A 20,573-nucleotide genomic window follows, 5' to 3' on the forward strand; every position below is an offset into this window, starting at 1 on the left:
GTGCCCCTTGTCGAAAATATTATCTTCTTTTTTAACACGCCCTGCGGAATGTGGGGTATATGCTCTTTGCCAAATCGCAATTTCTACTGAAAATGCGGATAAACTGCTTCTGCGAATAATTGCTGAATGGCTGGCTGGTTAAGTAACGATTCATAGTCTTGTCGCACCGGAATATCGTAATTAGCAGTGCGAGGTGCGATCGCAGATAACCAAGTAGTGTGCATTGTGAAGCCAAAATCCAGTTGGGGATGGCTCAACTTACATATAGGCCCAGCCCCTAATTGATCGGCTTGGAAGATCCAAATTTCGTTGTTATTCCCCCCAAATACCGTACAAACGATATAGCCATCTGTAGAACTGCCATTGCTGTTCAATCTCGGTACAAACTGGGGTGAACTGATGAAGTAACCGGAGGGCGCATCATAAAAATCTGCTACCTCCATCTTGATTGTATCTACCCGGAACAAAGAAGAAGGGCGATTGAATGCTTCTTCTCGTTGCAGTAATTCTTTTAGTGGTACAGCCCGATAGGGATAGTTTTCGTACAAGTTGTAAATAAATTCAGTCAGCAGTTCTGGCCAAAAACCGAGGGATTGCCAATAAATATTATCAATCCGCTTCGGAGGCAATCCAGAGGCCAGCTTTTCCTGGCAAGCGTAGAACCCTATACCCCAATGACGGCGAGTATCGTAAATTACTTTAGCATCTCGAATCTGACCTGTCTCGCCGTCTATTTGATAGCGACCCAGACGACCGACATCCATTTGCCCATTAGCCAGCATTCCTCCCAACCACAGAGGCGCAGATTTGGGAGCATCGAATTTTGAGATGTCATACTTGCGAACCCATTCAGCGATATCTGTAGCGCAGAGATGGGCAGTATGCATTGTGATTTGACCGTCAGGGTTTTCGTAATCGGTCAAAAAATGCACTGTTTCTAAAGGAATTACGGCTGGGCGGACTACCACAGTAGTCACATCTGCCTTCAAGTCAGCCCGACGCACAATGTAAATGGGAGAATTGGGTTGCTGCGATCGCGTCAGTAATCGCCGCAGGAGGCGCTCAGTTTCCAAACTATCGGGAATGGGATTATTGAGGATTTGTTCTGGGCCAATCTTCAGGGAAGTGTCCATCAGCACCACGTAATCTTTGGTAACTGCCAACTGATGCATACTTTGTTCAATTCGCACCGGGGAACCATCCGGCAGCATCAACTGCCAGCGCTGGAGTTTACCGACACCATCCCACTGCAACAGATAAACAAAATCTGGCATGGCAGTTCCCAACAAATTCTCAATCCAGCCAATCAATTGTTGCCAGACACCTTGAGAAAACTTCGAGAACATTCCCAAAGGAATCCGCAAAGGATTGTTGTCTAAAAGTTGAGCGATCGCACTTAGCAGTTGCTCGAATTCCTGGGGCAGTTGTTCGAGGTCATAAATGAAACGCGCACTTTCAAGAAAATTACTCAGCGATCGCCCATAGTTAACTAAGAAAACTTCGTTAGTATAACCATCAAAGGTTGGGTGAGACGTACTCAACACAGGGGGGAAAGGATAGGAAAAAGGTAGAAACGGTTTCCACTCAGTGTTAGCACCCACCGGGGTAATAACTTCTAGACTGCTGGTATCAATTTCGTAAGGACGACCAGCGTCATAAGTAATCATTAATCGCTCTTGGCTGTCTTTAGCCGTATTAAAGGCGAGAAAGGCAATATCTACCTCATCTCGCAAGCCCAAGGAAGGGGAGAAGCGCAACAACCCATGATCGCGAAATTGATAAGAGCGATAAGCAAGATTTTTAAAAGTTGCTTGATCTGCATAATAGCAAGGTGTACGTGCCAGTTTCGTCTTGACAGTAACCTGTCCGTCTTGCCAGTCTAAGCGGTAAATCATCCCATCACCGTTAAAAATATGGGTTGCATTTGGATTGGGTAAACCCCCAGAAGCAACACTACCTACAGGAGCAATAATGAACATGTGCCCAGATAAATCTGTCGGTATATGCCCATAGATCGTATTCAGCGGTAAATTCGATAGTTCCTGACGGCTGGCAGTCATTGCTGCCTCTGGAAATCGGGGTTCGGAAATTTTAGGATTCATTAATTGATACCCTGGAATTGCACTCTGATTTGGTGTTTTGCTTTTAGGTATAACATTAGGTTTTAATTTAAAAATTGAGTTTTTGCCCTCAAATGTCCAAACATCAGCTTTTTCAGGATTTTTGAATCCAACTATGAAGAGTGCTGAGTTGAAAGACTGTCTACAACGGGCTACCGTGTATACATAAGTTTGAAATAGCTGATAAATCACGGTTTTACCCCACCCTAACCCTCCCCTTGCAAAGGGGAGGGAACTAGATTTCCGGTCTCCCCCATCAAAGTTGGGTCTGTGTTGTACTGCAAGCGAACTTGCAAAGGGGAGGGAACTAGATTTCCGGTCTCCCCCATCAAAGTTGGGTCTGTGTTGTACTGCAAGCGAACTTGCAAAGGGGAGGGAACTAGATTTCCGGTCTCCCCCATCAAAGTTGGGTCTGTGTTGTACTGCAAGCGAACTTGCAAAGGGGAGGGAACTAGATTTCCGGTCTCCCCCATCAAAGTTGGGTCTGTGTTGTACTGCAAGCGAACTTGCAAAGGGGAGGGAACTAGATTTCCGGTCTCCCCCCTTTCCAAGGGGGGATTAAGGGGGGTAATTAATTACTGAGTACTTCTTCATTTAGTCAGCAATCAGTATGGTAAATCCCTTAAAATTTAACTGCCTCAGTAAAAATTGATGCTATTTCTTTTCCCGGCTGACAGCGCTCAAGATATATCTGCGCAACTTGATCCCACGGGTTTTGCTGCAAGCAATCTTGAAAATATTTGGCTGCTGCGGCAAATTCTTGTTGTTCGTAACACGCTAATGCTGACGCAAATACTTCTAAAGTCGCTGTTTTACCTGCACTAACTTTTTGGGGATCGGCTGCAAACACTTCATGAACAGTCACAGCATTCGTTTTACCCTTCACCTTTACCTGACCAACTACACGAATACCATAGCGATCGCGATTTTGTAAGCGCTCAAAAGTTTGGTCGGTAATTAGGAGTGGGGCGTTGAATGTTTTGGTTAATCCTTCGATTCGCGCTGCTAGATTAACCGCATCACTAATCACTGTGCTATCCATGCGATTCAACCCGCCGACTGTCCCCAAAATTAGCGAACCAGTATTAATCCCAATACCAATTTGAATTGGTGAGTAGCCCTTGGTTTGGCGTTTTTCGTTGTAGGTTGTTAATGTCTGCAACATGGCAATTCCCGCCTGTACTGCATCATCGGCATCTCCGGCAAACAAGGCCATGATGGCATCACCAATATATTTGTCGATAAAGCCATTGTTTTCCAGAATGATCGGCTCCATACGACTGAGATAGGAGTTAATAAATCGGAAATTCTCGGCGGGAGTCATACTTTCGGAAAGGGTGGTGAAGGCGCGAATGTCGGTAAATAAGACTGACATTTCTCGCTGCACCTGATCGCCTAATTGCACATCTATAATGCTTTGCTTATTGAGAAATTGCAGAAATTGACGCGGGACAAAGCGCTCATAAGCTTTGTTGAGTGCGGCTAAATCTGTATACAAACGGGCATTTTCAATGGAAATAGCTGCTTGTGCTGAAAGTAAGTTGAGCAACTCCAAACGATCTGGGGTAAATGCTCCGGTTGTCAAGTTATTTTCTAAATAGACAATTCCTGCTAACTTTCCTTGGTTAATTAAGGGAGTACACAGAATCGATCGCGGTTGGTATTGGCGAATGTAGGGGTCTTTGATGAATTCCCCAATCCCTACTGCTTCGTTGATGGCATCGTTTAGAACTACATTAGTTTTAGTGCGAATCACATAGTTAACGATCGCAGTCGAGAGAATTTGGTTATTTTCAATACTGAGTGATTCCAATACCTGAATAGTATTCTCACCAACGGTTCCCTGAGCTTCAATTAGAAATTTACCTTTGGTTGACAACAACAAAAATCCTCGTTGCGCCCCGGCGTTTTCCATTAAAATCCGCATTAAATTAGATAAAAGTTTATCTAGCTGAATTTCTTCGGAAAGGGTTTGAGAAGCTTTGATAACTGTCACCAAATCCAATGATTCTGAGCGACTGGTACTTGTGAGTCCAGTCGGGTTAGAAGTAGTGGTTGATAAAGTTGAGTTAACAGTTTTTTCTAGAATGCGCGTTAAAAGTTGGGGATACTTGGCTTCTAAATCTTTTACCTTAGCGATCGCTCCCCACTGCAAATAAAGATAGCGGGCTTCTTGCAGATAAACTTGGGCGATCTTGGATTTGTTCTGGGCTAGATAAAATTTCGCAGTCAATTCATTGGCGAGAGCCGCTTCATTCAAATACTGGTTTTCTTGGGCTAAGGCAATGGCGCGATCGTAATAGGCGATCGCCTGACTAGATTCTCCATGCACCCGATGCCATTCTGCTTCTACTAGCGCCAATTTATGGGTATAGTTGACAGGAGAAAATTTTGCCCAGACTTGCAATTTTTTCTGGTTTGCTGCTACTCGCTGGAGTAACTTCTGACGTTCTGTCGCACTAACAACAGAAGCTAAAGCTAGTCGTCCTAAAGAGTCATAAAAGTGGAACCATCCTACAATATATAAAGCCACAACTGCATCTAAATAAGGAATTGCTAAATCAGCATTTTTGACGGCTGTAGCATAATCTTCAAACCAATAATTCAGCGTTAGGTGATTAGTATAAATATAAAAAATAGCTGTGCGATAGTTACTCTCGATATGCTGGGCTAACATAGCCGTTGCATCATAAAATTCGCCCACTAACTGACAGGGATTAGTATTTTTGCCCTGTAAATTAGCAACTACTTGGCGATAAAGTTGAATGAGAACAAATATCGGTTTTTTCTTAAACTGCTGAACTGTTTCTGCGTAAATAGCTAAACATTCATCTAATTCAGCCAGATTTTGACCAGAAAAATAGGAATGCATAGAGGATGTATTGGCACAAAATGCAGAGTATTCGGTATCACCCGTATCACGCCCAATTTGAAATGCGGCTTGCAGTGAAGGAATAGTATTTTGGAGTGGTTCTTGCCAATGGCGGACAAAGGAATTAACTACAAATAAAGTTCTCGCTTGCAGGTGCTTGGCATTGAAGCGGTCTAGCACTTTCAAGGCTAATTCACCAAATTTATATCCCCCTTGCAGATCCCCAACGACGCCACAGAGAATTAAGCCATAGGTAGCGTAGGCAAAGGCTGATTCCGCCGCATTGCCATATTTAGCGGATATTTCTACCTGTTTAAAGACCGTTAAAGGAAAAACATTCGGGGCTGCGAGGTAGGTCGCGGAGGCGATACTAGCAAGGATGCGAATTGCCGCTAATTTTGTGGGATGGGTGAGTTTTGGCAAGTCAACTAAGGTGTGTACCTGCTTACCTACCAAAGCAAATTTAGTTTTTAACAATCCCAGCATAATTTGCGGTTGACCGGGGTTGCTAGCTAAGGGAATGCCCAGTAGTTGCAGAACTTGCAGACCGAGTTGAGAAGCTGCTAAGAGTTGATCGCGAGCGATCGCAGCTTGGATTTTGATGGCATAAACTTGCACCTGATCGACTGTGCTGCGGGTCTTTTGCAGTACTTCATCTGTGAGTGCATCCATGCGTTCAAAGTTCCCACCCAGATAAGCAGCTTCGGCGGCGGCGGTGTGCAATGCCAAAGCTAGCTGATACTGCTGCCGCCAACAACTAGCTGCTAGGCTGTTAATCCCCATTGTCAGATAATCTAAAGCTGGCTGATAGGCTGCTGAGGCTTTGGCTTTGTTACCTGCTGTTAAATTCAACTGAGCTAATTTTTGTCGCTGTTGAGGGTCTGTAATTAGGTTGATGCCGAAATTCAGTTGGTTAACAATGTCAAAAATCCTTTCTTCTTGCTTTTGGGGAGTAATGCCTTGTAATAATAGTTGCCCAATCTGCAAGTGTACTGCCTGTTTTTGGTCAGTAGAAATCAGTGAATAGGCAGCTTGCTGGACGCGATCGTGCAGGAATTTGTAGACTACATCCAAATTTGTCAACGCTGTTACTTCTAGGTCGGCAACTTGCAAGAGTTGGTAGTCATTGCCTTGGGGTAGAATTAGCCCTGTTTGCACAGCTTCCCAGAGTTGGGCGGCTACATCTGCAAGGGATTTTGAGCTAGCGATCGCTAAAGTATGCAAATCAAAAGAATTGCCAATACAAGCTGCTAATTTTAAAGCTTCCTGGGTGGCAACTGGCAGCTTTTGAATTTTCAGCGCCATCAACTCAACTACGTTATCAGTAATCTGGGCCGCTTGGATTTTTGCCAGTTGCCACTGCCATTGTCGCTGAGTGAAATTAAACTGGAGTAATTCTTCTGCATACAGCGACTTCAGAAACTCATTCATGAAGAAGGGATTGCCGTTAGTCTTCTGCTGAAGCAGTTCTGCTAAAGGAGTAACATCTGCTAAATCGGCATTGTTGAGGGTATCGCTGAGAAGTTGTTGAATTTCAGGTAATGCTAAGGGTGTTAAGGTGAGTTCGTGAATAGCCACCCCTGCTTGTTCTAAAGATGCGATCGTTGTCCACAGGGGATGGCTTTTATCTACTTCATTATCACGATAAGCACCAATCAGCAACAGATATTGACTGTCTGCTTGACTCATTAACAACTGAATCAGCTGGAGTGATGCACTATCTGCCCATTGCAGGTCATCCAAGAACATCACTAAAGGATGTTCCTTTTGGGTAAAGACCTTAATGAAGTTTTGCAAGACTAAATTAAACCGACTTTGCGCTTCCTTGGGCGATAGTTCTATAACGGGTGGCTGCTGACCAATAATCAGTTCCACCTCTGCAATCACTTCGATAATCACCTGGCCATTGACACCAAGAGCATCTAATAATTTTTTGCGCCAAGTAGTAATTTCGGCTTCACTTGTAGTTAACAGTTGGCGAATTAAAGCTTGAAAGGCTTGAATTAAAGAACTGTAGGGAATGTTGCGTTGGAACTGGTCAAACTTCCCGGAAATAAAATATCCCCGTTGCTGAGTAATCGGTTTATAAATTTCTTGAACTAGGGCTGATTTGCCAATCCCAGAATAACCTGCAATCAGCATCACTTCACTCTGTCCGTGACTAGCTCGCTCAAAAGCTGCCAGCAAATTTGCCACTTCCGCTTCTCGCCCGTATAATTTTTGAGGAATTTGAAATCTACCGGAGCAATCGTGTTGTCCTAGTTCAAATAAGGGAATTTGCCCTGTAGTATTCAACATTTCCAGGCATTGCTGTAAATCTGCCTTTAATCCAAAAGCACTTTGATAACGCGCCTCAGCAGTTTTTTCCAGCAACTTCATCACAATTTGCGAAAGCGCTGGCGGAATTTGGGGATTGATTCGATCGGGCGGAATCGGTTGTTTGGCAATGTGACTGTGAACCAGTTCTACAGGATCGTCGCTAATAAAAGGTAAATGCTGAGTCAACAGTTCGTAGAAAGTGACTCCCAAAGAGTAAAAATCGGTGCGATAATCAATCGAGCGATTCATCCGTCCTGTTTGTTCGGGAGAAATATAAGCGAGAGTCCCTTCTAAAACATTCAGGTTTCGCAACGTGGGATTTTCCCGCGACAGCAAAGTAGCAATGCCAAAGTCAATTATTTTCGTTTGTTGAGTCGTGGGATTGAGAAGAATATTGGCAGGATTAATGTCTTTATGAATAATCTGTTGCTGATGAATTTCTTCTAAAGCTGCTGCTACTTGTATAGCTAATTGCAAAAAATTCTGTAGCGGTAGAGGCGATTGATTGAGTAACTCACGCAGAGGTTGTCCACCAAAATCCTCTAAAACTAAGACTAAGGTGTTTTGATATTTTTTTAAGTCGTAGGCTTGGATGATTCCAGGCGCTTGAAAGCGGCGCGTGAGATCGTATTCAAGTTTAAACCGAGCGATCGCTTCTGGGGATGGGTATTCTTGCCACAGAACTTTCAGTACTACTGGTTGTCGATCTAACTCTCGATATCCCCGATAAACCTGAGAATTAGGGCTTGTGTGCAGTTCTGTCAGGACTTTATACCCTTCCAGTGCGATCATAAATTACTCAAGCTTTTGCTGTATTGTTAGGGCCTATTTAGTATAAATTATTCACCTTGCAAGTGAACAGAGATTAGCCGAATGCTACAGTTTACAAACTATGAGTAGATCGAACGAAAGCGATCGCTTAATGCATATAAATTTATTTGTTATGTGATGTTGCGTAGAGAGCTACGGTGTACACACAAGTCAAATTACCCCCCTTAATCCCCCCGATGCATTGGGGGGAAACTGTTCCCTCCCCTTGGCAAGGGGAGGGTTAGGGTGGGGTAATCTTCCGCAATTGACAAACCGTTTGTGCAATCATTGCGATCGCACCTTCCAACTCTTGATAAACCTGTTGATTTGTAAACCTCAAAAAACAAGTCCCTTTGGATTCAAGAAAACATTGTCGTTCATAATCATAAACCTGCGCTCCTTCTTGAAAATGGCTATTACCATCAATTTCTATAGCAAGTTTTAATTCAGGACAATAAAAATCCACAACAAATACATCAATACTGTACTGTCTACGAAATTTGCAACCATCAATTTGCCGATTTTTCAACCTTTCCCACACAATCTTTTCAGCAGATGGCATATTATTACGGAGCGATCGTCTTTTTTCTTTCTCCGAGGTTTTGTTATAAAGCTCTGTCATAACATTTTGATTTTTGGTAATTCCAAATTACCCCCCTTAATCCCTCCTTGCAAAGAGGGGAAACTAGGAATACAATTCCCTCCCCTTTGCAAGGCTACCGTGTATACAGAAGTTGAATTACCCCCCTCAATCCCCCCTTGCAAAGGGGGGAAGCCGGAAAATCTAGTTCCCTCCCCTTTGCAAGGGGAGGGTTAGGGTGGGGTATTTTTAATGCTCTGTTAAATAACCACATATTACCGAGTAAAGATAAAAATCTTCTTCCCTGTAGCGGCTACCGTCTTCCCTGTAGCGACTTCCGTCTTCCCTGTAGTGACTTCCGTCTTCCCTGTAGCGACTTCCGTCTTCCCTGTAGTAGCTTCCGCCTTCCCTGTAGTAGCTTCCGTCTTCCCTGTAGCGACTTCCGTCTTCCCTGTAGTGGCTTCCGCCTTCCCTGTAGTGGCTTCCGCCTTCCCTGTAGTGGCTTCCGTCTTCCCTGTAGCGATTTCCGTCTTCCCTGTAGCGACTTCCGCCTTCCCTGTAGCGACTTCCGTTTTGACGTTATGAGAAACAGACTTATGTTACAGCATCTTTAGGTGTAACCTCTGTTACTAACATGGTTATTTTTTGGTCAGGTTGGGGAACTCTATAAATAGGGTTTAGTAATTGCCCAGCGCTAGATGTGGGCTGCTCTGAACCGTGTTGTAACGATATTATGAGTTTTGAGGATCGGCTGATGGATAAATCAATTATTCAGTTGGTTGACGAGTTACCGACTGACAATATTACTGTCAAAGTTTTAAAGGCTCTTGATTATGTAGCACCAGGTGAATGGAGCAATTTGACGGGGTTTGACAATAATATCCGCGCCATTACTGGAGAAACCGATGCTAAAGTAATTCAGAAAATTCGCGATCGCGCTGTCACCTTATACGAAGATCCTCAACAAGGCTACCAGTTTGCAATCAAACTTTATCAAACAATTGATAAGGCAGACACAGCGATGGCAGCGGCGGCTTTAGCAAATAAAGTTAGTGAAAAAATCGGCTTTCTCTCCTTTTTAGGCAAAATTACTCCTAAAGCTGATGTCACTCAATCTATTGACTTGGTATTGAAAATTGCTGTCGAAATCATCGCCTTTTGTAAACTAAACGGCATTCCTCAACCCAATCCCCAAGAGTTTGCTAATTCCTTAACTAATAACTATCAAAATGCATCCCTAATGCGGATGGTAGCTTTAGTTTGTCTAGATGGAATTCTGCCATTGGGGCCTGACTTTCTCAGCAAAATTCATGGAGTTATTAATGGTACTGATTCTAGTGCAATAACTCAAAATCCAGTTTTCTTAGCCGTTAATAACTTTCTTCCAGGCAGCAATCCTTCTGATAAAGTTGGTTTTATCAATCAGGGTTTCAACTCCGTGCAAGGCTGGATGACTAATTTAGTATCCAAGACGGGCGTAACCCCGCAATCAATTTCTAGTCATTTGGGTAATTTTATTCAGATTGCTGATGATAATTTAGATTTAGTTGCAGCATTCTTAGATCAAACAACCAATTACTACGAGCATACAGGAATTCAAACTGTCGTTCGCAGTTTGATTTTGCAAGCATACACTCTAGTAAAAGAGGAAATAAAACAAGAGGAACAAAAGCCGATTCAAGATGTCTCATCTGCTGCTAAATCAGATAAGACTCAGTATGAAGTCAGCAAAACAGTAGAAGTCTGGGATAATGATGACGAGGATTGGTATCAAGGAACTATTGAGAAAATCGAAGATGACCAGTTCTTTGTTCATTACCTTGGTTACGGTTCATCTTATGACGAGTGGGTAGGCGAAGATGACATTCGGACTCGCGATCTTCGCTCCACTGATGAAAATGGATATGCAGTAAGTCAAAAAGTAAAATGTTGGGATGATGACCAAGAGGCTTGGTATTCCGCAACGATTGAGAAAGTCCAAGGTCAGCAATACTTTCTTCACTACATTGGTTATGACTCATCTTATGACGAGTGGGTTGATAGCGATGAGATTTCCTAACTGTTGAATTAGCACGGGGTTGACGAGAATTGCAACCCGCAGATTCCCGACTTTTCAAAAAAGTCGGGGATCTTGTTTTCACGAATAGATTCAGGATTGCTCTAGTACTTTTAAAAATTTATAATTGACAGTTCGGTAATCAATTACGAATTATCTTGATACTTGCGCTACGATATCCCCTATTGCTTTCGTGCAATGTACGTGAGGAGTAGTACAGGTCAAACAGATGATACAAGAATTCAATACACAAGGCGCAGAAAATCTGGTGGCGATCGCTAACCAATTTACCCAACTGGGAAAGGTTACTGACGTTCAAGCTTTGGGCAGTGGTAATATCAATGACACCTTTTTAGCAACTCTAGATTCTTCAAAAGAGCAACATTTTGTCTTGCAACGCATCAACACGCAAGTGTTTCGTCAGCCAGAACTGATTATGCAGAATATGTGTACCTTCACTGAACACGTTCAAAAAAGGTTGCAGGATATACCCCTTAATCGTCGCTGGGAAGTACCACGCGTACTGTTGACCAAAAACGCTCAAGACCACTGGAAGGATGCAGATGGCTCCTTTTGGCGGGCAATCAGCTTTATTGAAGGCTCCCAGTCTTTTGATAGTATGCGCGATCGCTCATACGCCAAAGAAATCGGTTATGCCTTGGGGATGTTCCACAATTTGATCAGCGATTTGCCAGCAGAAAAAGTTGCTGACACCCTCAAAGGCTTCCATATTACACCGTTCTATCTCCAGCATTACGATGAAGTTTTGGCGAAAACTAGTGTGCGTCAATCTTCGGAAGTTAATTATTGCTTACAGTTTGTTAGCGATCGCCAAACCTTTGCACATATCCTAGAAAATGCCAAAGCTGAAGGCAAGTTACCTCTACGTCTGATGCACGGCGATCCCAAAATCAATAACGTGATGTTTGACATTGTTACCCAGCAAGCCGTTAGCGTCATCGACCTGGACACCGTGAAACCCGGTCTGGTACATTACGATATTGGTGATTGCCTGCGATCGGGTTGCAATCCGGCTGGTGAAGAAACCGAGAATTGGGAAAGTATTTATTTCGATACCGATTTGTGTCAAGAAATCCTCCAGGGTTATCTCGCTGTGGCTAAGGCATTTCTGACCGAGAATGATTATGCATACATCTATGATGCCATTCGTCTAATTACTTTTGAACTAGGACTGAGATTTTTTGCTGATTATTTAGCAGGAAATGTCTACTTCAAAGTTAAGCACTCAGAACATAACTTGGCAAGAGCGATCGTTCAGTTTAAGCTGACTGAAAGTATTGAATCTCAAGAAACGCAGATTCGCAAAATTATCCAAGATATGAAATGAACAACCAGACATTTTCCCTGCAACTTTTCCCTTCTACCGAGTCCTTTCCTCATTTGAAAATTACAGGTAATATCTCCCGAAATGCTAATCAACTTACTATCTGCTACAACCTTGGAGGTGATTTAAAAGAAATTGCAATTGTTCCATCATCAAATGCACCATCACGCAAGTACGAATTATGGGAAGACACTTGTTTTGAGTTCTTCCTTGGCATCAAAGATTCTGCACGGTATTGGGAATTTAACCTCTCCCCCGCCGGACATTGGAATGTCTATCGCTTTGATGGGTATCGTCAAGGAATGCAAGAGGAAACAGCTTTTGAAAAGCTACCATTTAATGTTCAGAATCAAGCCGACGGTTTAGCACTTGGGTTAGATGTCGATTTGGATAAAATCGTCTCGGCAGAACAAGCTATTGAAATTGGCATTACTACTGTTATCAAAAATATAGATGGTAATGTGAGTTACTGGGCTTTAACTCATAGAGGTGAGGAGGCTGACTTTCATCTGCGGAATAGTTTTATTGTTAAGTTGTAAAATTAAGATGAACAACTATTTCGTAGAAAGAATAAAGTGATTTACTTCTTTCGTTTGATAGAGTTAATTAAAAGATAAGTAAGGTATATAAATAAAGAGCAAATTACCAAATTTTAGCTTATGCGAAAAAAATATAGCAATCTTCAGGCTATAAGATATAGTAAAACAAAACAATTACAACTGATTTCCAAACAAAATCAACCAACAGATAGATTCATTTTGCCGAAATTTATTGAAGTTTTAGCTGCAATTACTAAAGAAATTGTCTCTGAGCAAGATAAGGTTATGCTGGCAGGAGTGCAGACAGAAGATGTATCTGTGCAATTGTTTGAGGATGCGGTTTCTGGGAGGGCTAAATGAACTCACAATATAACTTTCAATACTTTCAAGGAAGTTCTCTTTCCGATCTATTTGCTCAAGACATCACAGATGCATCTTATGGATTTATCCTAAATTACCCTGCAACAGCCAGTTGGGCTGCTTATCCCAACCTGGAAAAATATTTTATTCAAGATGGCAGTAGTGAAGCCACCAAAACCTCTTTTGACAAGATTTGCCAAAAGGAACCTTGGAAAATTTTAGCTGTGTTAGGCGATCGCATTCCAGGAATTATGATTAATCCGCCGCCAAAGTCTCTGCTTGCATACTGGCAAGAGCATTTTGGCTTCAGCTACTCCCATAGGTTGATAATGGATCGCTTAACTTATCTGGACGATCTCAGCCACAGCGAACGCTTTGATAAACTTATTACTCTATTTCCCTTCGATCGCCTCAAAAAAGAAAAACACGCTGTTGATTCAGACACTCATTACCGTTTACTCAGCAAAGTAACCCTAGCCGAACTGGGGGTGCAATGTCCAAAATACGATAGTTACGATTTGCACACCTGTAATTTAGAAGACATTAATTTACCACAATTTCCCTACTTAATTAAAACGTCCCACGGACTCTCAGGGGAAGGCACTTATATCATCAAAAGCCTCAACGATCTGAACTACTGCTTGGAAGAAATCAGGAAATATCTCAATATTAAGTTGCTCGATAGGATTATTATCTCGGAGTTCGTTAAGAATGAAGTGCAGAATTACTGCGTACAGTTCTATGTCAACAAAACGGGAGAGATAACCCTCATCGGCACTACCAGGCAACTCGTCACTCCAGAAGGTAATTATTTAGGGGGACTGATTGACTACCGCAACACTGACATGAGCAAGTTCTTTGAGATGATTGCCGCCATTGGTCAGTATGCTCACAAACAGGGTTATTTCGGCGTGATTGGGTTCGATGTGCTGGAAGATCGAGACGGACAATTTTATGCGATCGATGCCAATTTCCGAGTTAATGGATCGACTCCATTGTGCTTGCAGCGTCACACCCTACTGGGACTGGGAAAGGAAGTTGCTAAATATTCTAGTAGCTACCGCATGGAAGGAACATTAGATTCAATTTTAGTCACCTTAAAATCAGAACTAGATCGCAAGGACTTAATCGTTCTGTCGGCTTTAGAGAGGGTCAAATACGGAAAAATCTACACCGAAATTTATGCGATCGTGACTGGAGAAACTATCCAGGAAATGCAGCAGATCGAGCAGAAGTTACAGAATAAGGGATTACAATGGCTGCCTTAAACAGATTTAATCAGATAAAGTCGAATTACCCCCCTTAATCCCCCCTTGTAAAGGGGGGAAACCGGAAAATCTACTAGTTCCCTCCCCTTTGCAAGGGGAGGGTTAGGGTGGGGTAAACAAATATTTGATACACTACTACAGACTTTTCAAACATCCTCTGAAGTAAGTAAAAGGCGACAGATGAGATTTTGTGAGATTTGTTGACTAAGTTCCTGATGTTTATTAGTCGAAAGTCTTAAAAGTCTAGAAAATGCTTACATCTACTTCCTGTGGCGCTTTCAGATTCCCCAATAGACAGAGAAATGTAACCGTAATAATAATTAACATATATGTATAGGAGAGTTATTAAGAAATATTTTTAATAACAACTGATACTAATGAAGCGACTGAATTACCTACTGAAGCTAAAGTCTCTAACGTTGTCGAAGCCAATTCCCAATTCCTAATTTATTTTAAAAAGTAACACTTATGCAATTAAAGCCAATCAATCAGCAGGTCGTTTCGGTCGTCGGAGCCTCCAGCGGTATCGGACGTGTCACAGCTCTTGAGTTTGCTAGACGCGGCGCAAAAGTCGTAGTGTCGGCTCGGAGTGAATCGAAGCTAAAGTCTTTAGTGGAGGAGATTCGCGGCTTTGGCGGCGAGGCAACTTTTTACGTAGCTGATGTGGAAGTATTTGAGCAAGTTAAGGCGATCGCAGATAAAACTGTAGAGATGTACGGGCGACTCGATACATGGGTACATGTCTCTGCTATCGGCATCTTTGCCACTTTCGACAACATCACACCAGAAGAGTTTAAGCATGTCATTGATGTCGATCTCATGGGACAAGTGTATGGTGCAATGGCAGCCCTACCCCATCTGAAGCGTGAGGGAAGGGGGGCACTGATCCACGTCTCTTCAATGGAAGGTAAGCGATCGCTCCCCTACCAAAGTGCTTACTCAGCAGCCAAGCACGGGGTTGAGGGCTTTATCGAAGCCATGCGCCTTGAGTTGCTACATGAAAAATGGCCGATCAGCGTCACGAGTGTGAAACCAGCGGTGATCAACACTCCCTTTTGGAATAATGGTCTGACGAAATTAGGCGTAAAGCCTTCTGGGATACCACCTTACTACGATCCTAAACTTGTAGCTGATGCTATCCTCTACGTAGCCGAACATCCAACTCGTGACTTCTTGGTTGGGGATGTAGCTAAAATATTAGATGTGGTACAGCGCATCTCACCATCATTAGTAGATTCACTGTTACTGCTCGTCGGCTTCGATTTACTACGTTCTTCTGAGGCGAAGTCTGAAGATGCACCAAATAATTTTTACCAATCTGTTCCTGAAGACGACAGAGTTAAGGGTGATTTTAGTAACTTAGTTATACCTAGTGTTTCCGACTGGCTAGATAAAAATCCGCTTTTACAGTGGGGTGCGATCGCTGGTACAGCAGCATTAGCGTTGCTAGCAGCTCAAGTATTCAAAGATTGAGGATAAATAAACTTTTCGGAAAATTTGCAATCTAGTTTTTACAAGGATTTGAGATAAATCCTTGTAGACTTTTTAGCCACATGGTGATGAGATTTTGAGATAATTACTAATAATGCCATTTGGTAGTTATAAAAATATTTTTAACTATTCATACTTTGTACAACCATAAATTTCTTGATTAATTGAGTAAATCTCAGCAGTCAAATTGTCCGATCCAGGAGCATTCCAGCCAATGACAGACTATCAACGCACCTTACCGCCTCTGTGGATAGGTTCGGCGATCGCCTTTTATGCCTTTATAGCCATTGGTATAGCTGAAGCAGGATTAGGAGTGCTTCTGCCCTCCATTCTCTCTACCTATAACCTGACTCCAGCAACCGTCACCCTGCTGTTTCTCAGTCAAATTAGCGGCTACATTCTGGCAGCATTCACCAGCAGTCTGGTGAGTAGTCGGCTGGGGTTAGCGCGAATGCTGTTGATTGCTGCGGCTGCGCTGACGATGGCACTAACGATCTATGCCATCTCACCCTCCTGGTTTCTCATGGTTGCGGCTGGATCGGCGTTGGGATTGGGCATTGGGTTGATTGATGCAGGCATCAACACTTACATTGTGCAAGATTCCCGCAGTGCCAGTTTGATTGGTTTGCTCCATGCTTTCTATGGTATTGGCGCTCTTTCAGGCCCCGCGATCGCTACTACTTTGTTAGCAGTTGGCATGAACTGGCGACAGGTTTATGGGGTATTAGCCGGGATTGTCAGCCTATTAATTGTGAGCGTGCTGGGCGTAATCATCTTCAACTACACACCAATGACAGTAAGGGTATTGCCCTCAAAAACAACTGCGTTAGAAAATCTGGGCAGAGCGCTGCAAAATCCGATAGTACTGCTAACTGGATTACTTTTGCTGGTTTATGTTGGTACTGAAGCCTGCATTGGTAACTGGGCATACACTGTGCAGTCTGTAGCTCGTCACACTCCCACGCTGATAGCTGGTTACAGCGTTAGTGCCTACTGGGTGGGATTAACATTGGGACGTTTCATCTTAGGTTATTTCTTGCAATGGCTTGGGGCAGTCCGCACAATCAGTATGTCGCTCAGTCTTGTAATGATTGGATTGCTTGCTTGGTGGCAACTGCCAGATCAATGGATTAGCTTGCCGTTGATTGGCTTTGGGTTGGCAGCCATCTTTCCTGCAACCATTTGGTTAATCCCTCAACGATTGCCAGACCCCCATGTTCCTGCGGCTGTTAGCATTGCCACTAGTGCTGCCAGTTTGGGGGCAGCGATTATACCCACTGGAGCAGGCTGGATTGCAAGTTGGACAAGTTTAGAAATCATCCCAATGTTGATGCTGCCATTAGCGTTTCTAATGGTAGGCTTACATTGCTGGCTAGTGCAACATTCGGTAAAAGGCAAGTAATATCGTGTTCGGTTAAAGACTTATCATTAAGACGGCAGGGGAGCAGGGGGCAGGGGGAAAGAGGGTTTCCTGGTTTTTGCACAGATGCCGGAATTATAACTAATTAGGCGGACATCATATAATACCAATTTGAAAAAAGAATGCGACAAGTAGACCATTTGTAGAGACGCGATTCATCGCGTCTTTAGCCAAGGATGTGTTGCAATCATTAATTGAATTGGTATAAGTTTTGGCGTTGCTGAATCAAAATATGAATCAGGCGATCGCTACATCTAAAACGTGACGATTTTACACAAAGTTATACTTAGTGAGACAATTCAGCTTTCAGATGGTCAGCCAATCGAATTGCCAAGGCAACAATAGTGAGCGTAGGATTAGCATAGCCTCCTGTAGGGAAAACAGAGCTACCTGCCATAAATAAATTAGAGATGCCGTGAACTTGACAATTTGCATCGACTACTCCTTGTTTTGGGTCGTGATGCATACGCGTTGTACCCATATTGTGATGGGTACTAAGAGAAGCAACTGGACGATCTCCATCTAATTCAATCTGCAACTCACCCAGTCCGGCACTAGCAAACTCTTGTGCAAATACTAACTGCGATCGCTTCACACTGCAAATATCTATTTCGCTCCAATGATTAGTTAATTTTGCTTGCGGACAACCCAGCTTATCTAGTTGATTACTGAGTGTTACCCGATTATCTGGATTTGGAGTTTGTTCAGTTTGGCTGAGAACCTCAAACTTTGTATATTTCTGTTCATTACCTTCATGGTCAGACCATCCTCCATGACTTAAATCAGGGAATAAATATTCCTTTTTGAGATTATATTTATACCAATCAGCTACTAAATCATCAATATTCGTAATGACATTTTGCAAATGCTGAAAAATATTTTTAGGTAACTGTCTTTGTCGAACTGAAGAGAACAAAATTTTTGCAGAAGCCTTTGCAGCCGATCTATACCTTTCATCTCTGGGATATAACAATGCGGTCATGTTTAATAATTTCTCGCGACGCATCACTTGTTCCGTCAGCGCAAATTTTCCCATGACTGTGACATTATTCACACGGCGTAAATCATACAAAGCCATCGAATTAAAGATTTTGCGATTTTGCGGAACAAGCATACCACAACGGATAAATGGATGATCCATGAAGAATCTACCCACTAAATCATGTTGGTTGCCTAATCCATTCTTTTGAATTCTGTTTGATAGTAATAATAAACGCGCGTTTTCAATCCCACCTGCGGCTAAAATAAATACTTTTGCAACAACCCAAAATTTCTTACCAGATAAACAAGCAACTTGCACGCGTTTCACTCTTTGGGCTGTTTCATCTGCCTCAATTTCTACCACATTAGCGTTGAGTAATGTAGTTATATTAGGAGATTGATTGATTTGGTGGCGATATTCATTGGTGAAAATATCGCGTGGGCCAAACTGAAACATACTAGTAGTAACTCGGTCACTTGTGAAATGTGTCCGAGGAGATTGAGCATTTTCCCAAGCCTCTGCCTCATAAGCAAAAGAGCCGAGTTTACAGACTGCTTGAGCGCGCTCGTAAAATGGATTCAGGTGAGATTTACTAAAAGGCCAGCCACTGTATGGAACCCAATCTCGTTTTTCAAAATCTATTTCGTCTAAAGGCACGTGCCTCAGACCAAGTTGATTTTTATTAATTTCAATATTCCAGACATTAGCCATTCCACCAAATTGACGATGACGCATATCTTGTAAAGGTGGAAAAGGATCTCCAACCGTTTCACCTTCACCAAGAGATGCAGTTTCTTGATTAAATTCCAAATCACCACTTTCTAGTAAACACACTCGAAAATCTTGCCCAATTAATTCTCGTGCAAGTGTAATTCCTGCTGGGCCAGCACCAACTATACAAACTTCCGTATTAATAATTTCATCTATTGGCAATTTGCGGCTATCAATCAACATTGATTTAGTTCCTTTTACATAAATATTTTTTTATCACGCAGACGTGCAGAGAGTTTTATAATGATTTATCGCATTAATTACGAGGCGTAAATACGTTTGTAGTCAGGACTTTAGTCTGAAAATATTTAAGAGGTTGTTTGAAAAGTCATAGTTGATGTATCAAATATTTTTTACCCCACCCTAACCCTCCCCTTATAAAGGGGAGGGAACTGGATTTTCTAGTTTCCCCTCTTTACAAGGGGGGATTAAGGGGGGTGATTAAAATCACAGTCATACACTTTTCAAATAAGCACTAAAGTGCTTACTACAAACCTATCAAAACTTTTGTGATAGAGGGCTAGGCATTACAGAGCGAATTGCATTAATAAAATTTTGGGCATAATTCTGCGTTGAAAAATCGAGAGCGCGTTCTCGTGCAGCTATTCCCGCACTTCGGGCAAATTCTTGCTCGTCAAGATAGCGGAGAATTGCGATCGCTAATTGCTCCGCATCGCCGTAAGGTGTTAATAGTCCATTCATGCCATCAGTAATAATCTCTGTCGGGCCGCCTGCACTACCAGCAATTACAGGTTTACCCAACGCCATTGCCTCAATAATCACAATCCCAAATGGCTCATTATCTGATGCATGAACAAATACATCCATCGCCTGCACCCATTCCGGGATATTGCGCTGTAGTCCAGCCATAATTACTTGGTCTTTCAAACCCAAAGCGGTGATTTCGGCTTTTAAGAAGTTCTCATAATCCGGTTCCAAATCGTGCTTACCGCCAACTACCAGACAATGGGCATCGGGATACTTCTGTAAAATTTTGGGCATTGCTTGCACCAATACGTGCATTCCCTTCCATCGTTGCAATCGTCCCACAATTCCAATCAAAGGCCCGTGTAAAGGTAAGCCTAGTTTTCGCCGTGCTTCTTCTGGAGTTGGTAAAGCATTCGGCTCAAATCGGTCTAATGCGACACCAGGATAAACCAAAGGTGTTGGTCTGTGGGGCCAAATCTCTGCCTGTGCTTGCTTGCCATCTTGCGAAAGGGTGATAATTGCACGGGCTGGAATTAAAGTAGCAAGTCGCACCAACCAAGTTTTATCACTAGGTACTTCTAGTTGATACCACACAGCAGGCAAGCCCGCCAACATTGCCGCCAAACCTCCAGATATATGCGTAATCCACATCCAATTGACAATTATATCTGCGCGTTCGCGGCGAGCGATCGCTGCTATCCGCAAAACAGCGCCAATAAAACGGTGTATTTGGCGTAAACGTCCACTTTCCACAACTCGCGCATCAATACCGAGAGACTTTACTTGTTCGACCATCGGGCCGTCTTCTAAAAATATCACCAGCCACTCAACACCAGCATTACGTCCCTGCTGTACCAAATCCCAAAGCATCATTTCACCACCGCCTCGTTGCTCGGCCAGTGGCATGACAATAATTACTTTCATAATCTATA

The 20,573-nt window shown here is 42.8% G+C and carries 13 protein-coding genes; 8 read left to right on the forward strand and 5 right to left on the reverse strand.

The annotated features are described in order from the left end of the window. Positions 1-83: 83 nt before the first annotated feature. From HWQ43_RS25145 to HWQ43_RS25155, 3 genes are all read right to left on the reverse strand, one after another. Positions 84-2,102: a carotenoid oxygenase family protein gene (locus HWQ43_RS25145; protein ID WP_292738726.1), complete on the reverse strand. Its 2,019-nt coding sequence runs from the start codon at positions 2,100-2,102 to the stop codon at positions 84-86. A gap of 640 nt (positions 2,103-2,742) precedes the next feature. Continuing rightward, positions 2,743-8,103, reverse strand: a complete 5,361-nt coding sequence (locus HWQ43_RS25150; protein WP_292738728.1) for an AAA family ATPase — start codon at positions 8,101-8,103, stop codon at positions 2,743-2,745. A gap of 259 nt (positions 8,104-8,362) precedes the next feature. Further along, the gene (locus HWQ43_RS25155) at positions 8,363-8,743 is read right to left on the reverse strand and encodes an endonuclease domain-containing protein (protein ID WP_292738730.1); all 381 of its coding nucleotides are present in this window, start codon (positions 8,741-8,743) and stop codon (positions 8,363-8,365) included. A 309-nt stretch (positions 8,744-9,052) separates the two neighbouring features. Between HWQ43_RS25155 and HWQ43_RS25160 the strand changes: the two genes are divergently transcribed. From HWQ43_RS25160 to HWQ43_RS25195, 8 genes are all read left to right on the forward strand, one after another. Next, the gene (locus HWQ43_RS25160) at positions 9,053-9,286 is read left to right on the forward strand and encodes a hypothetical protein (RefSeq protein WP_292738732.1); all 234 of its coding nucleotides are present in this window, start codon (positions 9,053-9,055) and stop codon (positions 9,284-9,286) included. A 169-nt stretch (positions 9,287-9,455) separates the two neighbouring features. Further along, positions 9,456-10,760, forward strand: coding sequence for an agenet domain-containing protein (locus tag HWQ43_RS25165; RefSeq protein WP_292738734.1), 1,305 nt, complete (start codon positions 9,456-9,458; stop codon positions 10,758-10,760). Between the two features lie 226 nt (positions 10,761-10,986). Further along, the gene (locus HWQ43_RS25170) at positions 10,987-12,105 is read left to right on the forward strand and encodes an aminoglycoside phosphotransferase family protein (RefSeq protein ID WP_292738736.1); all 1,119 of its coding nucleotides are present in this window, start codon (positions 10,987-10,989) and stop codon (positions 12,103-12,105) included. Next, the gene (locus tag HWQ43_RS25175) at positions 12,102-12,641 is read left to right on the forward strand and encodes a DOMON-like domain-containing protein (RefSeq protein WP_292738738.1); all 540 of its coding nucleotides are present in this window, start codon (positions 12,102-12,104) and stop codon (positions 12,639-12,641) included. The genes HWQ43_RS25170 and HWQ43_RS25175 overlap by 4 nt, the downstream gene beginning before the upstream one ends. A gap of 120 nt (positions 12,642-12,761) precedes the next feature. After that, entirely contained in the window at positions 12,762-13,001 is a 240-nt protein-coding gene (locus HWQ43_RS25180) for a hypothetical protein (protein WP_292738740.1), read from the forward strand. Continuing rightward, on the forward strand, positions 12,998-14,269 hold the full coding sequence (locus HWQ43_RS25185; RefSeq protein WP_292738742.1) for a carbamoylphosphate synthase large subunit: 1,272 nt from the start codon (positions 12,998-13,000) through the stop codon (positions 14,267-14,269). Before HWQ43_RS25180 ends, HWQ43_RS25185 begins: the two co-directional genes overlap by 4 nt. 468 nt (positions 14,270-14,737) lie before the next feature. Next, positions 14,738-15,742 (forward strand): SDR family oxidoreductase, encoded by a 1,005-nt coding sequence (locus tag HWQ43_RS25190; RefSeq protein ID WP_292738744.1) that lies wholly within the window; start codon positions 14,738-14,740, stop codon positions 15,740-15,742. Between the two features lie 232 nt (positions 15,743-15,974). Next, positions 15,975-17,162: a sugar MFS transporter gene (locus tag HWQ43_RS25195; protein ID WP_292738746.1), complete on the forward strand. Its 1,188-nt coding sequence runs from the start codon at positions 15,975-15,977 to the stop codon at positions 17,160-17,162. Positions 17,163-17,466: 304 nt separating this feature from the next. Here HWQ43_RS25195 and HWQ43_RS25200 read toward each other — a convergent pair whose 3' ends face one another. Beyond that, positions 17,467-19,116 carry a GMC family oxidoreductase gene (locus HWQ43_RS25200; protein ID WP_292738748.1) on the reverse strand — a complete coding sequence of 550 codons (1,650 nt, stop codon included), beginning with the start codon at positions 19,114-19,116 and terminating at the stop codon, positions 17,467-17,469. A 315-nt stretch (positions 19,117-19,431) separates the two neighbouring features. Continuing rightward, positions 19,432-20,565, reverse strand: a complete 1,134-nt coding sequence (locus HWQ43_RS25205; protein ID WP_292738750.1) for a glycosyltransferase — start codon at positions 20,563-20,565, stop codon at positions 19,432-19,434. Between the last annotated feature and the right edge of the window lie 8 nt (positions 20,566-20,573).

This window comes from Nostoc sp. JL31 (genome assembly GCF_017114965.1).
Lineage (GTDB): Bacteria > Cyanobacteriota > Cyanobacteriia > Cyanobacteriales > Nostocaceae > Nostoc > Nostoc punctiforme_A.